Origin of the sequence: Microbacterium sp. SD291, from assembly GCF_017355365.1 — a bacterium.
Taxonomy (GTDB): Bacteria; Actinomycetota; Actinomycetes; order Actinomycetales; family Microbacteriaceae; genus Microbacterium.
In genome coordinates this window covers 1-15,039 of record NZ_JADIJR010000004.1, presented here as the reverse complement: position 1 = coordinate 15,039, position 15,039 = coordinate 1, and the positions used below count along the sequence as shown (strand labels likewise).

The following is a 15,039-nucleotide window of genomic DNA, read 5'->3' as shown; positions in this document are numbered from 1 at the left end:
CCCGTCACGCGGAGTCAGAGGTCGTCAGACTCCGTCACGCACCGTCATCCGCGGACTCGCCTGCGTCGGCTCCGCGGTGATCTCAGGGGTGCTCTCGGACGTGATCTCGGTCGGGCTCGGCTCTCCCAGCTTCACGATGATCACCCCGACGAGCACCAGCGCGCCGCCGATCGCCTGGATGGGACCGGGGATCTGACCGAGCATGAGCGCGCTGAACAGCAGGGCGGCGACGACCTCGGAGAGCGCGATGAACGACGCGAGCCGGGAGCCGAGTCGCCGGGTCGAGACGATGCCGAGGCTGTAGGCGACGGCGGTCGAGACGACGCCCACCGCCAGCACCGGGACGAACCACGGCACCGTGACGAAGCTGTACTCCACATCCGCCGTCGTCCACTCGAACGGGAGCACTCCCGACACCGAGGCGATCGTGAGGCCGACCGCGCCGATCAGCAGACCGAGGCCGGCGAGAGCGATCGGCGGCAGGCCGGTGTCGCCCTTGCCAGAGAGCACGAAGTAGGTCGCGGCACCGACCATCGCGCCCAGCGCGAAAAGGATGCCGCCGAGGTGGATCTGCGCGCCCGTGAGGATGTCGAGCATGAGCACGAGGCCGACGAAGGCGAGGACGGCGCCGAGGATGCTGCGGCGGGTCGGCTTCTCCCCCCGGCGCACCCAGAGCCAGAGGATCACGGCGATCGGGGCGGTGTACTCGATGAGCAGGGCGATGCCGACGTCCATCACGGCCACCGCCTGGAAGTAGCAGAGCTGCGCCGTGGTCACGGCGAGCAGCCCGTACACGAGGATCATGCCGGCGTTGCGCCGGACGATCCCCCACTTGCCGCGCAGCGCGATGAGCGTCGGCACGAGCAGCACGAGGGCTGCGACCCACATCCGGACGGTGACGGCCGCACCGGGGGTCCAGCCGGCGTCGATGAGACCGCGGGCGAACACGCCGGAGGTGCCGAACGCGAGCGCGGCGCCGAGGGCGAACAGCAGCCCGGCGTTCACACCGCGACGCGGGGCCGCCAGCGGGATGTCATCGACAACAGTGCTCATGACATGTGACGCTACTCGCGGGTTATGTAAGATGTCAACATGATCTTCACCAATGACACCGAGGATGTACTCCGCGCCGCGGTCTGGCTGGTGAACTCCGCCGAGGATCCGGACACGCTGTCCACCCTCGCCGACGAGGACGTGCTCCTGACGGAGTTCCCGTACACCGGCCGGCTCGACCGCGATGACGCCGAGCTGGCGGCGCTGCGCGCGCTGCGCCCTCGCCTGCGGTCGATGCTGCTCGCACCGCGCGACGAGATGGTCGTGCTGGTGAACACCGCGCTGGCGGAGTCGACGCTGGCGCCGCAGCTGCGCCGCCACGACGGCCTGGACTGGCATCTGCACGCCGTCGCCGACGATCACCCGCTCACCGAGCGCGTGATCATCGAGACGACGATGGCGCTGGTCGACGTCATCCGCGCCGACGAGGAGTCGCGCATCTCGATCTGCGCCGACGACACCTGCGAGGGGCTCGCGCTCGACCTCTCCCGCAACCGCTCGAAGCGCTACTGCTCCACGACCTGCGCGAACCGCAACGCCGTCGCCGCGTACCGCGCGCGGCGCGCGGAGGCCTGACACCCCTGGTCGTCGAGCGAGCGATGAAAGGGGTGAGGATCACACGACCTGACGTCGCGCGATTGAAACCGCGTTTCGTCTCACTCGCTGCGCTCCCTCGCTCAACGACCGGAAGCTGGTCGCCTGACACCCTGGTCGTTGAGCGAGCGGAGCGAGACGAAACGCATTGACGCTCACACGACCCGACGTCGCGCGAAGCTGCTCCCCTGTCGCCCCTGGTCGTTGAGCGAGCGAAGCGAGACGAAACGCGGTGAGGTCCCGCGCTCAATGCCCGAGAGCGACCTCGCCCGCGAACGCGGCCTTCCGCCACGCTTGCGCGATGAGCTCGGAGCCGAGCCTCGTCGGGTGCACTCCGTCCGGCGCGAGCTCGGCGATCGGATGCTCGGCGGCCGCCGCCGTGAAGACCTCGTGCAGCGGCACCAGCTCGGCGCCGAACTCCGCCGCGAGCGAGCGCACCACAGCCCGCTTCCCGTCGAGGTCGTCCAGCCATTCGCGCTGCTCGGGAACGACCGGGAGGAAGAACGGCTCCATCAGCACGAGCCGAGGGCCGTGGGCCTCGACGACCTGAGTGAGCAGCGGCCGCAGCGTCGCCTCGAAATCCTCCGCCGAGGTCGGGTCGTCGCTGTCGAAGCGCCGCCACATGTCGTTCACCCCCACGTACACCGTGAGCAGCTCGGGCGCTGTGGTCATGAGCTCGGCATCCCAGCGCGCGGCGAGATCGACGGCCCGGTTCCCGGAGATGCCGAGATTGCGCACGACAGAGCCGCTCGAGGCCAGCTCGGCAGCGAGCCGCGACACGTATCCGTCGCCCAGCGACGAAGGGTCGGCCCGGTCGCGACCGGCATCCGTGATCGAGTCTCCGATGAACACGACGCGAGAGAGGTGGGTCATGCGCTCACCCTACCGATGACCCGCGCACGCCCGAGATCCGGTCAACCGCCCGAGATCCGGAGGATTGGGGCGGCATCATCCGGATCTCGGGCTGATGTCCGCGTCTCAGCCGCTCAGCCCTCGCCCACCACGCCCTCGAACAGGCCGACGTAGTTGCCGTCGGGGTCGACGATCACGGCCCAGGCGCTGGTGCCGGTGATCGCCTGCTTCGCCTGCGCGACACTCGCCCCCGCCTCCTGCGCGAGCGCGATCGTGTCGTCGATCGAGTCGACCTCGACGTACGAGCGCGGCTGGACGAACCCCTCACCGCGAGGAGCGAGTCCGCCGCCGGATATGCCGTTCGGCGCCCGCCACATGGGATAGCCCTCGAAGCCGGGCATCTCCTCGATCTTCCAGCCGAACAGCTTCGAGTAGAACGCCGCCCCTGCCTTGAGGTCGCTCACCGGGATGTCGATGTGCGTGATGTCTCCGTGCGCCATGGTGCTCCCTTTCGTGGATCTTCGGCGATGGACGTGGATAGTCTCGTCCTCCGGCATCCGCCCGGCAAGGGCCTCCCGAGATGATCTGGACGCGACCTGTCATAACAGGTACACTCAACTTGTCATTACAGGTTGTGACCGCCGCCGCAGCATCCGACGAGGAGCCCCGATGCCCGAGTTCCACACCCCGCCGATCTCGCCGATGGCGATCGCGTTCGACGCGGACAGGCTGACCCTCTCACCCGAGGGCCCCACCCTCACGCGGCGCATGTCCGACCTCGAAGGACTCTTCCTCGACACCGACGCGTGGGCGACGGCATCCGCGGGCGACGATCCCGTCGTCTACACAGTGACGTCCTCTCCGGTGCCCGAGGTGAACCGCGAGCTGCCGCAGTCGATCACCACGATCATGCCCGGCGACACCTCCGGCGAGCTGTGGATGACGAAGGGACACCAGCATCCCGACCACCAGGGCGAGATCTACCTGGCGCTGAAGGGCCGCGGCGGCCTGCTGATGTTCGACGGCGAGCGCACCGAGTGGCTCGACATGCTCCCCGGCACGATCGGGTACATCCCTCCCGGCTGGGCGCACCGCTCTGTGAACACCGGCGACGAGCCGTACGCGTTCCTCGCCGTCTACCCCGGCGGCGCCGGCCACGACTACGGGTGGGTGCTCGAGCACGGGATGGGCGCCCGCGCCTATCGCGCGGCCGACGGCGTCGACCTGCGCCCCTACAAGCCCTAGGCTGCACCGCCGGCGAAGCGAGAAGAGACGATCATGATCATCGCGCACGACCTCGGCACCACCGGGAACAAGGCGTCACTCCATCACGACGACGGCCGTCTCGTCACCTCCGTCACCATGCCGTATCCGGCGCACTTCGCAGCCGGCGGCATCGCCGAGCAGGACCCGGCCGACTGGTGGCACGCCGTGATCAAGGCGACCAGGGAGCTCCTCGCCCGCTCCGCCGTCGCCCCCGAGGCCGTGAGCGGACTCGTCGTGAGCGGCCAGATGATGGGCGCGGTGCTGCTCGACGCGCACGGCGAGCCGGTGCGTCCCGCGATCATCTGGGCCGACACCCGCTCCGGCGCGCAGACCCGGGCTCTCGAGCAGCGACTCGGCGCCTCGCACGCTTATCACGTGCTCGGCCACCGCCTGAACCCGACGTACTCGGTGGAGAAGATCATGTGGGTGCGAGACAACGAGCCCGACGTCTGGTCGCGCGTGCGGCACTTCTGCGTCGCCAAGGACTACATCGTCTACCGCCTCACCGGCCGCCTCGCCACCGAGCGCTCCGACGCCTCCGGCACGAACGCCTACGACCAGCTGCGCGGCACCTGGTCCGAGCACGTGCTCGGCGCGGCCGGCCTCGACGCCGCGCTGTTCCCGGAGATCCTCGAGTCCACGACCGTCGCGGGCACGCTCGAGCCCGCCGCGGCCGAGGCGCTCGGCCTGCCGGCATCCGTCCGCGTGGTGATGGGCGGCGGTGACGGGCCCCTCGCCGCGGTCGGCTCCGGAATCGTCGCCCCGGCCGACGGCGCCTACGTGTGCCTCGGCACGTCATCGTGGATCTCCTTCGCGAGCGACGCACCCTTGCACGACGAGCGGATGCGCACCTTCACGTTCGACAACGTCGTGCCCGGCTCATTCGTGCCCACCGCGACCATGCAGGCGGGCGGGGCGTCGGTGCAGTGGATCGCCGAGGCGCTGTCGGCCGACCCGTCGAATCCCGACACCGCGCAGCTCACGGCGGATGCCGGCGGCGACCTCGACACCGAGGACCTGTACTTCCTCCCCTACCTGCTCGGCGAGCGGGCACCGCTGTGGGACCCGAACGCCCGCGGCGCGTTCGTCGGGATCGGCAGACACCACACCAGGGCGCACCTCACCCGCGCCGTGCTGGAGGGTATCGCATTCAACCTCCTCACCTGCATCCAGGCCTTCCGCGAGTCGGGCGCGGCGATCGACCGTATCGACGCGGTGGGCGGCGGCGCGCAGAGCGACGCCTGGCTCGGCATCCTCGCCGACGTGTGGGGCGTTCCGGTCCGGCGGCGCACGATCGTCGAAGAGGCCAACAGCCTCGGCGCCGCGGTCACCGGCGCGGTCGGCCTCGGCCTCGCCGACTTCTCCGCAGCCCGCGCCCTCAGCGAGGTGACGGCGGAGTTCGCCCCGGATGCCGGTCGCCATGACGTCTACGCGAAGCGCCATGCCCGCTTCGCCGACGCCTACACCGCTCTCGCGCCCTGGTTCGCCGCATCGCCTTCGGCCGACCCAGAGACCGCGGAGGCCTGATGGGCGTCATCCTCGCCACCAGCCGCTCCTTCTCCGATGGCGACCTCGACCTGATCGAGCGCGCACGCGCCGCAGGGCACGAGATCGTCCGCGGCCCCGCCCATCACGATCTCGGCGAACTCGCGCCGCTCCTCGCCGCGGCCGACGGCTGGATCGCCGGCACCGGCCCCGTGACCGACGAGCACCTGGCCGCAGCCCCCGGCCTGAGGGTCATCGCCCGGTACGGCGTCGGCACCGAATCCGTCGATCTGGCCGCGGCCGAGCGCCGCGGCATCCCGGTGACGAACACGCCGGGTGCCAATGCGGATGCCGTCGCCGACCACGCTCTCGCCCTGATGCTCGCGGCTCTCCGCTTCATCCCCGACGGCGATCGCCGGGTGCGCGCAGGCGACTGGGCCGTGCGCCGCGGCCGGGAGCTCGGCGCCGCGACGGTCGGCATCGTCGGCTTCGGCCGCATCGGCCAGGGGGTCGCCAGGCGCCTGAGCGGCTTCGGTTCCCGCGTGCTCGCCGCAGACCCCTACCTTCCCGCTGACCGGATCGCCGAGCTGGGCGCCGAGCCGGTAGACGTCGACGACCTGTTCCGCACCGCCGACGTGATCACGCTGCACGCACCCGGCGGGCAGCGACTGGTCGACGCCGAGAGGCTCGACGGCATCCGCCCCGGCACCGTCCTCGTGAACACCGCGCGCCCCGACCTCGTCGACGAGCGCGCTCTCGCCGCCGCCCTCCGCGACGGCCGGCTCGGCGCCTACGCCGCCGACACACTCGACGGCGACACCGCGGCGAGCGCGAGCCCGCTGCTGGACGCCGACCTCGCCGAGCGGGTGATCGTCACCCCTCATCTCGGCGCGCAGACCACCCAGGCCGTCGACAACATGGGCTCGATGTCCCTCGACGACGTCCTCGCCGTCCTCGCGGGCCGGGCGCCCGCCCACCCCGTCGTTCCTCGCACCTGAAGGGCATCCGTCATGACAGCTCCCGGATACATGGGCTTCGTCGGCGTCAGCACCGCCTCCTCCTCGATCATGCAGGTGTTCCCTCGGTGGGCCGACGTCCTGGGACTGCCGACGCGTCATCTGGTCGGCCACGATCTGCCGATGGATGCCGGGCCCGAGCAGTACCGCGCGCTGGTGGAGCAGATCCGCGACGACCCTGAACACCGCGGCGCGCTGGTCACGACGCACAAGATGAACGTGTACGCCGCGGCATCCGACCTCTTCGACGAGCTGGACCCGTTCGCCGTGTCGTGCTCCGAGATCTCCAGCATCTCCAAACGCGGCGACCGCCTGATCGGCCGCGCGAAGGACCCGCTGACGGTCGACCTGGCACTGAACGACTTCCTCCCCGCCGACCACTTCGCGCGCACCGGCGCCGAGGTCGTCATCCTGGGCGCAGGCGGCTCGGGCACGGCGCTCAGCTGGGCGCTCGCCGAGCGGACTGACGCTCCCGTAAAGGTCACCGTGACGGCACGCGACGACGCGAAGCTCGAGCACCTGCGCGAGGTGCACGCCCAGCACGGCACCACCGAAGGACTGATCGCGTATATCCGCACCGACACCCCGGACGACGCCGCCGCCCTCGTGGCCGCCGCTCCCCCGGGGTCGCTCATCGTGAACGCGACGGGCCTCGGCAAGGACCGGCCCGGGTCCCCGCTCCCCGACGACGCGGTCTTCCCCGAGGACGCCTGGGTGTGGGAGTTCAACTACCGCGGATCTCTCGAGTTCCTGCACCAGGCGCGCGCTCAGGAGCACGTGCGCCGACTGCACGTGGTCGACGGCTGGCGGTACTTCATCCACGGCTGGTCGCAGGTGGTCGCCGACGTGTTCGAGCTCGACCTGACGCCCGAGACGGTCGAGCGTCTCGCCGCGGCCGCGGAGTTCGCACGGCGATGATCCGCACGGTACTCGGCGACATCGAGCAGACGGCTCTGGGCGCGACGGACTATCACGAGCACCTGTTCCAGGTCAGCCCGCTGCTTCCGGGCGACGAGCTCGACGACGAGCAGCGCTCCTGCGCCGAGGCCGTGCTGCTGCGCGACAGCGGATTCGCGGCGATGGTCGATGCGACACCCTTCGGGCTGGGTCGCGACCCGGCGGCCGTCTCGCGGATCAGCGCCGAGACCGGGCTGCACGTGATCGCCGCCACCGGGCGCCACCGCGAGGCGCACTACGCGCCCGGGCATCCGACGCGGGAGGCGGATGCCGAGTCGCTCGCCGCGCTCTTCATCGCCGACGTCGTCGACGGGATGCCGGCGTCGGATGCGGCGCCCTCGGCCGCGCGCGCCGTCGGCCCTGCGGGAGGCCCGGTGCGCGCGGGCATCCTCAAGGGCGGCACGGACTACTGGCGGATCAGCGACTTCGAGCACACGACCCTCATCGCCATCGCCGCGGCGCACCGCGAGACGGGCGCTGCGGTCATGGTGCATCTGGAGTTCTGCACCGCCGCGCACGAGGTGCTCGATCTGCTCGGCGCGGAAGGCGTCGCGGCCGACCGCGTGGTCCTGGCGCACGCGGACCGCGACCCCGACCCCGGGCTGCACGTCTCGCTCGCCGAGCGCGGCGCCCACCTCGGCTACGACGGGTTCGCCCGCCCGCGCACGAGGTCGGATGCCGAGCTGCTCGCACTCACCGCGGCCGTGGTCGACCGCGGGGCCGGCGACCGGATCGTCCTCGGCGGCGACGTGGCCCGCCGTTCCCGCTACATCGCCTATGGCGGGATGCCGGGGCTCGCCTATCTCGGCGATCGCTACCTCCCGCGGCTGCGGGAGGCCGTCGGCGACGAGGCCGTCGAGCGTATGCTCACCACGAACCCCGCTCGCCTGCTGAACCTGTCTGCCTGACACCCGGAGGAGCCACGATGACCGAGCCGACGATCCTGCACGCCACCTTCACCGCTCGCAACGGCCACGGCGACCAGGTCGCCGACCTCCTCCGCGATTTCGCCGAGACCGTCCGCGCCGAGGAGGGGAACGTCGTGTTCGACGCCTTCCGGCTCGCCGATGATCCGAACAGCTTCTTCGTGTACGAGGTGTACCGCGACGAGGCCGCGTTCCAGGCGCACATCGGGGCGCCGGCCGGCATCCCCTTCAACGCCGCGCTGCGCGAGCTGATCGTCGAGCCGTCGTCGCAGCTCACCTTCCTGCGCCGAATCTGACCGTCTGCGGCGTCCGCCGTTCGCGGCACCGGCCCGCAGCATCCGCTCTCTCCCGCCCCTGGGGGGCCGACACGCCAGATGTCGGACAGGTCGACCGGGCGCGTCCGACATCTGGCGTGTCGGCCCCCGATCTGCAACCCGCACCACACCCGCCCGGAACGCAGAGGAGCCCCTCACACGGGGGTGAGGGGCTCCTGCCATTCTCAGTCGATCACTCGTAGAGGACTGCGGCGATCTTCGGGTCCTCGATGTTCTCGGCGTCGTACCAGTACGAGCCGGTGTCGTAGAACTCCTCGACGTCCTCGCCGTTGGCCGCGTCGTACGCCGCCTGCACGACCTGTGCGCCGATGCCGATCGGGTCCTGCGTGATGGCGCCGGCCATCGTGCCGTCCTTGATCGCGTTGATCTGGGCAGCACCGGAGTCGAATCCGACGATGGTGATCTTGCCCTTCTCCAGGCCCAACTCGTTGACCGCGTTCACGACGCCGATCGCAGAGCCCTCGTTGGTGCCGTAGATGCCCTTGAGGTCGGGGTGCGCGGCGATCAGCGTCTTGGCGATGTCGGCCGACTTCAGGTGGTCGCCGTCGCCGTACTGGATGTCGACGATCTCGATGTCGGGGTAGTCGGCTTCCATCTTCTCGACGAAGCCGTCGCGACGCTCGACGCCGGTGGAGTTGATCTGCGAGTGGCCGACGATCGCGACCTCGCCCTTGCCGCCGATCAGCTCGGCCATGTGCTCTGCGGCGAGTGCGCCGGCGACCTTGCTGTCGGTGGCCGACAGGCTCAGGCCCACGTCTCCGTTGCAGGGTGCGTCGAAGTAGACGACGGGGATGTCCTTCGACTTCGCCTGCTCGAGCGGGGCGACGCACGCCTCGGGGTCGAGCGCTGCGTAGGCGATGGCATCCGGGTTCTTGTCGATCGCGGCGGTGAGCATCTCGAGCTGACCGGCGATCTCGGTCTCCGCGGCCGGACCCTCGAACGTGATCCTCACGCCGAGCTCTTCGGCCTTCTCCTCGGCGCCCTGCTTGACGGCCTGCCAGAACTGGTGCTGGAAGCCCTTCGAGATCAGGGCGATGTACATCTCTCCGCTGCCGGTGTCGCCACCGGTGTCGCCGCCCTCTTCGATGACGTCACCGCCGCCGCCACAGCCCGCGAGAACGAGGGCGGATGCGGCCACGAGTGCCGCGAATGCGGTCTTCTTGCCGAATTTCATGGAAACTCCATTGTTCTGTGAGTGCCGGCCGGAACCGGCGGTGTGTGGACATTCCGGTGTGTGCCAGTTGCGGATCGCTCCGCGGTTTCGGCCGGAGCCGAGCAGGTGACGGCGGGCACGGGACTTTCACCGCCACCTGGCGTTCTCAGGTGCGCTGGCGGTTGCGCAGCGAGTCGAGGAAGACGGCCAGCAGCACGACGACGCCGACCACGATGTTCTGCCACTCGGGCTGCACCGACATCAGGCGCAGGCCGTTGACGAGGACGCTCATGATCAGCGCGCCGATCACGGTGCCGAGGATGGATCCGCGTCCGCCGAGCAGCGACGTGCCGCCGATGATGACCGCGGCGATCGCCTGCAGCTCGTATCCCATTCCGATCTGCGGCTGCGCCGAGTCGAGACGGGAGGCGATCACGATGCCGGCGATGCCGGTGAACGCGCCAGCGAACATGTAGATCAGGATCGTCCAGCGGCGGGTGTTGACGCCGGAGAGGCGGGTGGCCTCCTCGTTCGATCCGATCGCGAACGTGTAGCGGCCGAGGAGCGTCTTGGACAGCACCAGCCAGCCGACGATGGCGAGAGCGGCCGTGATCAAGACGGCGTTCGGCACACCGGGGATGATCACGCCGAGCGCGATCTTCTTGAAGTCGGGCGCCGAGGTCGAGAAGTAGATCGGCGACACGTTCGAGATCACCAGGGCGAGACCGCCGGCGATCATCATCATCGCCAGGGTCGCGATGAACGGCGGCAGCCGGAGGAATGTGATGTTGACGCCGTTCACGAGTCCCATCAGCACGCCGGTCAGGATGCCGCCGATCACGCCTAGCCAGACCGGAAGGCCCATGTTGGTGACGATCACGCCGGTCATCACGGCGCACAGGGCCATGCCCGTTCCGATCGACAGATCGATGCCGCCGGTGATGATGACGAAGGTCGTGCCGAGGGCGAGGATGCCGATCACGGCCGTCGACAGCAGCACCGAGGCGATGTTGCTGAACGTGAAGAAGCTCGTGGTCGCGATCGAGAAGAAGACCACCAGGACGATCAGCGTGCCGAAGGCGAGCGACTGCTGGAGCTGACGCCTCAGGAACGCGCCGAAGTCCTTCTTGTCGGTGTCCTCGTCGACTGCGGTCTGGATGATCGTCGTCGTAGACGACCCCTGATTCTGCGGAGTGCTCATGAGTCTTCCTCTCCGTGGGCTGCGAGTTGCATGATCTTCTCCTGGCTGGCTTCCTCGTTGCGGAGCGTGCCGGTGATGCGGCCGTTCGCGAACACCGCGATGCGGTTCGCGACGCGGAGGATCTCCGGCAGCTCCGACGAGATGACGATGATGGACTTGCCGGATGCCGCGAGCTGCTGCATCAGGCGGTAGATCTCCTCTTTAGCCCCGACGTCGATGCCGCGGGTCGGCTCGTCGAAGATGAGGATGTCGCAGTCGCGCATCAGCCACCTCGCGATCACGACCTTCTGCTGGTTCCCGCCGGAGAGGAGCTTGACGACCTGGTTGACGGACGGCGTCTTCACGCGAAGCTGCCTGACGTAGTCCTTGGTCTGGTTCTTCGCCTTGCCGTCGCTGATCCAGCCGATGCCGTTGGCGTACGAGCCGAGCGAGGCGAGCACGGTGTTGAACGTGACGTCCTGCTCGAGCATCAGCCCGAGGAGCTTGCGGTCCTCGGAGAGGTACCCGACACCGTGCTTGACGGCATCCGCGGGCTGATGGATCGTGACCTGCCTGCCGCCGATCGAGACGGTGCCGGCGTCGTGGTGATCCGCTCCGATGATGGCCCGCGCGGTCTCGGTGCGGCCGGCGCCCATGAGGCCTGCGAAGCCGAGGATCTCGCCCTTGTGCAGCTGGAACGAGACGTCCTTGAGCAGCGACCTCGTTGAGAGTCCCTGGACGTCGAGGACGATCGGGTCGTTGATGTGCTCGCGGGCCTGCGGGCGCGTCCCCTCGTCGATCACACGGCCGACCATCATCTCGATGATCTTCGGGACGCTGATCTCGCTCTTCTCGAGTGATCCGATGTATGTCCCGTCGCGGAGAACCGTGACCCGGTCGGCGAGCCGGCGCAGCTCGTCCATCCGGTGCGAGATGTAGACGATGCCGGTTCCGGATGCCCTGAGCTGCTCGATCAGCACGAACAGGGTCTCGACCTCGCTGTCGGTGAGCGCCGAGGTGGGCTCGTCCATGATCAGGACCTTGGCGTTGAAGGAGAGCGCCTTGGCGATCTCGACCATCTGCTGCTCGGCGACGGTGAGGTCGCCGACGGGACGCCGCGGGTCGAGGCGGATGCCGAGCCGCGCGAGCAGCTCGGCGGTCTGCGTGTTGAGCTTCCGCTCCGACAGGAAGGGGCCGGTGCGCGGCTCCCTGCCCACGAAGATGTTCTGCGCGACGGTGAGGTCGGGCATCATGTTCAGTTCCTGGTGGATGATCGTGATGCCCAGCTGCTGCGCCTGGAGCGGGCCGGTGAGCTCGACCTCCTGGCCCTCGAACGTGATGGTGCCCTCGTCCTTGGTGTAGATCCCGGAGAGGATCTTCATGAGCGTCGACTTGCCGGCGCCGTTCTCTCCCACCAGGACCAGCACCTCGCCGGAGCGCACCTCGAGGTGCACGTCCTTGAGTGCCTGCACACCGGGGAAGCCCTTGCTGATGCCTTCCACCCTGAGGATGGGATCACTCATGTGAACACCTGCTTCCTTGAAGGTCGTGAATCGTGTCGCAGTTCGAACCGAACTGGAAACATCGGATCAATTCTGTCGCCGCATCGCTTCCGGCGCAAGTTGTATCTAAATGTATCTAGGACTGCAGGTGAGCGGAAGTCCTGTAATGACATATTTACCGCCCGGCCCTCACCGGCGCCGCTCAGTGCAGCCGAATCGAATCCACCGCGATCAGCTTGTCCCTGATGAACGCGTTCGCGTGCGCGCCGAGCTCCTCGCTGTCGGTCCAGAGGTTCCGCCAGATGCCGAGCATCCGGCTGAGATCCGGTGCGACCACCGCGGAGGAGAACGACTCGAACACGATCGGCCCGTCGTATCCGACCCTGCCGAGCGCCTTGAAGAAGGTGTCGAAGTCGACCGAGCCGGTGCCGAGATAGCCGCGGTGGCTCTCGCCGATGTGCACGTATCGGAGGCTCGGCGCCGCATCCAGGACCGGCGCGAACATGTCCGACTCCTCGATGTTCATGTGATACGTGTCGAGGTGGATGCCGAGGTTCGGCCGGTCGATCTCGCCGATGAAGTCGATCGCCTGCCGTGCGGTGTTGAGCACGTTGGTCTCGTAGCGGTTCACGACCTCGAGCGCCACCGACACTCCCCGCTCGGCGGCATGGTCGGCGACCTTGGCGATCGCGCGCCTGCTGCTCTCGAGCCCGGCGGGGGTGACCGGCTCCATGTACTTCTTCATGGCGCTGTAGATCACCCCGCAGAAGTGCGTGCCGCCGAGATCGGCGAGCACGTCGACCGCGCGGATCAGCAGCGCCTCGCCGGCCGCCACGATCGCGGGGTCGGCGCTCGTGACATCGGTGGCCTCGGAGAGTCCGAGCGAGGCGCTGACGGCGAGGTCATGCTCCTCGAGCGCCTGCTTCGCGGCGGCGACATCGAACGAGAAGGGATCCATCAGCGGGAACTCGATGAGGTCGAACCCGGCCTCCTTGGTCTTCTCGACCGACAGGCGGATGCCCTCCGCGTCGAAGCTCCCGGTCCAGACGAGTCCGTGGCATCCGATGTTCATGGGTCCCCCTCGGGCGGGTGTGCGGCACCATCGCCTCTCGACTTGGCACGTTGCAAGTCGATGTGCAGGTCAGGCTACGGCGACCGTTCGAGGCCTGTCAAGACTTTCTTGGAACGTGCCAATTCCTCGGCTACTCTGGTCACACCGCCGGCGGGGATGCCGGCGGACGACCGAGACGAAGGAGTTCCGATGCCGAGCGTGAAGGATGTCGCCGCGCTCGCCGGCGTCTCGTCGTCGACGGTCTCGAACTACCTGAACCACCCGCACGTGCTGGGTGCCGACAGCCGGGAGCGGGTGCGGGCGGCGATCGAGCAGCTCGGCTTCGTGCCGAACGAGTCGGCCCGCCAGCTCAGGGCGGGCACCAGCAAGACGATCGCGTTCATCCTGCTCGACGCGTGGCTGCCCTTCTTCAGCGAACTCTCCCGTGGGGTCGAGGACGTCACGCGCGAGGGCGGCTGGTCGCTGTTCTTCAGCAACAGCAACCGCGATGCCGCCCAGGAGCGCCGCAACATCGACATGTTCGAGTCGCATCGGGTGCAGGGCGTGATCATCTACCCGCTGGAAGACGTCACTGCGCGGCTCGAGACGCTCGCGGGCCGCGGCATCCGCTCCGTCGTGATCGGGCCGATCCGCGAATCGGCGAAGGTCGCATCGGTGCTGTTCGACGACCGCGGCGGAGGGCGGCTGGCCGGCGAGCATCTGCTCTCGATCGGCCGGCGCCGGCTGATGTTCCTCGGCAGCGCCGCGGTGAGCCAGTCGAACGATCGCCTGCGGGGTCTGCGCGACGCCGTCGCGGGCTCCGATGCCTCGGTCGAGGTGCACGAAGTGCCGCATCTCACGATCGAGGACGGGCTGCAGGCGGCCGAGCACATCATCGGGATGGCGGCGCCGCCGGACGCCGTCTTCGCGGCGAACGACATGGTGGCCGTCGGGGCGATGACGGGACTCCTCCGCCGCGGCATCCGCGTGCCGGAGGACATCGCCGTCATCGGCTTCGACGACGTGGACCTGGCGCATCAGACCCTCGTGCCCCTCAGCACCATCCGCCAGCCCGGCTACGAGATCGGCCGCGCCGCCGCGAGCGCGCTCCTGCTGCAGCTCGCCGCCCCGGGCTCACCCGTCCCGGCGACGACCCCGTTCCCGGCCGAGCTGATCGTGCGCGAGTCGACGGCCGGGCGCGGCTGACGACGGGGCTGACGACCGCGGCTCACGACCGGGGCTCACGACCGGGGCTGGCGACCGGGGCTGGCGACCGCGGCTCAGGCCGACGGGTGCCCGACGACGCCCTTGCGCAGCAATGCGTTGCCGTACTTGCGCGTCTCGCCCGTGCGGACCATGAGGTACGCCTCCTTGGCCACGTCGTAGTACGCGAAGCGCTCGACGAAGCGGGTCGTGCCGACCTCGGTGCCGGCGGCGGCCATCAGCTCGCGCTGCACGTCCAGCACGGCGGCATCCGCCGACTCCATCAGGTCGAGCCCCGGCGCATCGTCGAGAGGGATCACCGTGCGGATCGCGGCGAGCACCTCGGGGGTGGTCGTGCCAGGCAGATCGACGACGCGCTCGCCCAGCGCCCACGCCGGGAAGTGCGCGTCGGCGATCACGACCGAGTCCGAGTGCCCCATCCGGTCGAGATGCAGCAGCAGCTCTC

16 protein-coding genes are annotated in these 15,039 nt (G+C 69.2%); 8 read left to right on the top strand and 8 right to left on the bottom strand.

The window, feature by feature from the left end; genetic code table 11:
- Positions 1-24 precede the first annotated feature (24 nt).
- A complete protein-coding gene (locus IPV10_RS03455; RefSeq protein ID WP_207480456.1) occupies positions 25-1,053 on the bottom strand; it encodes a DMT family transporter in 1,029 nt (342 codons plus the stop codon).
- A 39-nt stretch (positions 1,054-1,092) separates the two neighbouring features.
- Between IPV10_RS03455 and IPV10_RS03450 the strand changes: the two genes are divergently transcribed.
- On the top strand, positions 1,093-1,629 hold the full coding sequence (locus IPV10_RS03450; protein ID WP_207480454.1) for a CGNR zinc finger domain-containing protein: 537 nt from the start codon (positions 1,093-1,095) through the stop codon (positions 1,627-1,629).
- 264 nt (positions 1,630-1,893) lie between these two features.
- Here IPV10_RS03450 and IPV10_RS03445 read toward each other — a convergent pair whose 3' ends face one another.
- Positions 1,894-2,520, bottom strand: a complete 627-nt coding sequence (locus tag IPV10_RS03445) for an SGNH/GDSL hydrolase family protein (protein ID WP_207480452.1) — start codon at positions 2,518-2,520, stop codon at positions 1,894-1,896.
- Between the two features lie 113 nt (positions 2,521-2,633).
- A complete protein-coding gene (locus tag IPV10_RS03440) occupies positions 2,634-2,999 on the bottom strand; it encodes a VOC family protein (protein WP_207480450.1) in 366 nt (121 codons plus the stop codon).
- A gap of 169 nt (positions 3,000-3,168) precedes the next feature.
- Between IPV10_RS03440 and IPV10_RS03435 the strand changes: the two genes are divergently transcribed.
- Genes IPV10_RS03435 through IPV10_RS03410 form a run of 6 tightly spaced genes read left to right on the top strand, consistent with a single transcriptional unit; the run spans position 3,169 to position 8,445 of the window.
- Positions 3,169-3,744, top strand: coding sequence for a glucose-6-phosphate isomerase family protein (locus IPV10_RS03435; RefSeq protein ID WP_207480448.1), 576 nt, complete (start codon positions 3,169-3,171; stop codon positions 3,742-3,744).
- 33 nt (positions 3,745-3,777) lie between these two features.
- Entirely contained in the window at positions 3,778-5,292 is a 1,515-nt protein-coding gene (gene xylB / locus IPV10_RS03430; protein ID WP_207480446.1) for a xylulokinase, read from the top strand.
- Entirely contained in the window at positions 5,292-6,248 is a 957-nt protein-coding gene (locus tag IPV10_RS03425; protein ID WP_207480444.1) for an NAD(P)-dependent oxidoreductase, read from the top strand. The genes xylB and IPV10_RS03425 overlap by 1 nt, the downstream gene beginning before the upstream one ends.
- A gap of 12 nt (positions 6,249-6,260) precedes the next feature.
- A complete protein-coding gene (locus IPV10_RS03420; protein ID WP_207480442.1) occupies positions 6,261-7,184 on the top strand; it encodes a shikimate dehydrogenase in 924 nt (307 codons plus the stop codon).
- The gene (locus IPV10_RS03415) at positions 7,181-8,131 is read left to right on the top strand and encodes a phosphotriesterase (RefSeq protein ID WP_207480441.1); all 951 of its coding nucleotides are present in this window, start codon (positions 7,181-7,183) and stop codon (positions 8,129-8,131) included. Before IPV10_RS03420 ends, IPV10_RS03415 begins: the two co-directional genes overlap by 4 nt.
- Before the next feature lie 17 nt (positions 8,132-8,148).
- Positions 8,149-8,445 (top strand): putative quinol monooxygenase, encoded by a 297-nt coding sequence (locus IPV10_RS03410; RefSeq protein WP_207480439.1) that lies wholly within the window; start codon positions 8,149-8,151, stop codon positions 8,443-8,445.
- Between the two features lie 211 nt (positions 8,446-8,656).
- Here the strand turns inward: IPV10_RS03410 and IPV10_RS03405 are convergent, their stop codons facing one another.
- From IPV10_RS03405 to IPV10_RS03390, 4 genes are all read right to left on the bottom strand, one after another.
- A complete protein-coding gene (locus tag IPV10_RS03405; RefSeq protein ID WP_207480437.1) occupies positions 8,657-9,658 on the bottom strand; it encodes an ABC transporter substrate-binding protein in 1,002 nt (333 codons plus the stop codon).
- A 145-nt stretch (positions 9,659-9,803) separates the two neighbouring features.
- On the bottom strand, positions 9,804-10,838 hold the full coding sequence (locus tag IPV10_RS03400) for an ABC transporter permease (RefSeq protein WP_207480435.1): 1,035 nt from the start codon (positions 10,836-10,838) through the stop codon (positions 9,804-9,806).
- On the bottom strand, positions 10,835-12,340 hold the full coding sequence (locus IPV10_RS03395; protein WP_207480433.1) for a sugar ABC transporter ATP-binding protein: 1,506 nt from the start codon (positions 12,338-12,340) through the stop codon (positions 10,835-10,837). Before IPV10_RS03395 ends, IPV10_RS03400 begins: the two co-directional genes overlap by 4 nt.
- Positions 12,341-12,521: 181 nt before the next feature.
- Entirely contained in the window at positions 12,522-13,391 is an 870-nt protein-coding gene (locus IPV10_RS03390; protein ID WP_207480431.1) for a sugar phosphate isomerase/epimerase, read from the bottom strand.
- Positions 13,392-13,580: 189 nt separating this feature from the next.
- On the opposite strand from IPV10_RS03390, the gene IPV10_RS03385 reads away from it, so the two are divergent.
- Entirely contained in the window at positions 13,581-14,576 is a 996-nt protein-coding gene (locus IPV10_RS03385) for a LacI family DNA-binding transcriptional regulator (RefSeq protein ID WP_207480429.1), read from the top strand.
- 74 nt (positions 14,577-14,650) lie between these two features.
- Here IPV10_RS03385 and IPV10_RS03380 read toward each other — a convergent pair.
- Positions 14,651-15,039, bottom strand: a 389-nt coding sequence (locus IPV10_RS03380; protein WP_207480427.1) for an RbsD/FucU family protein, incomplete at its 5' end; no start/stop codon positions are given.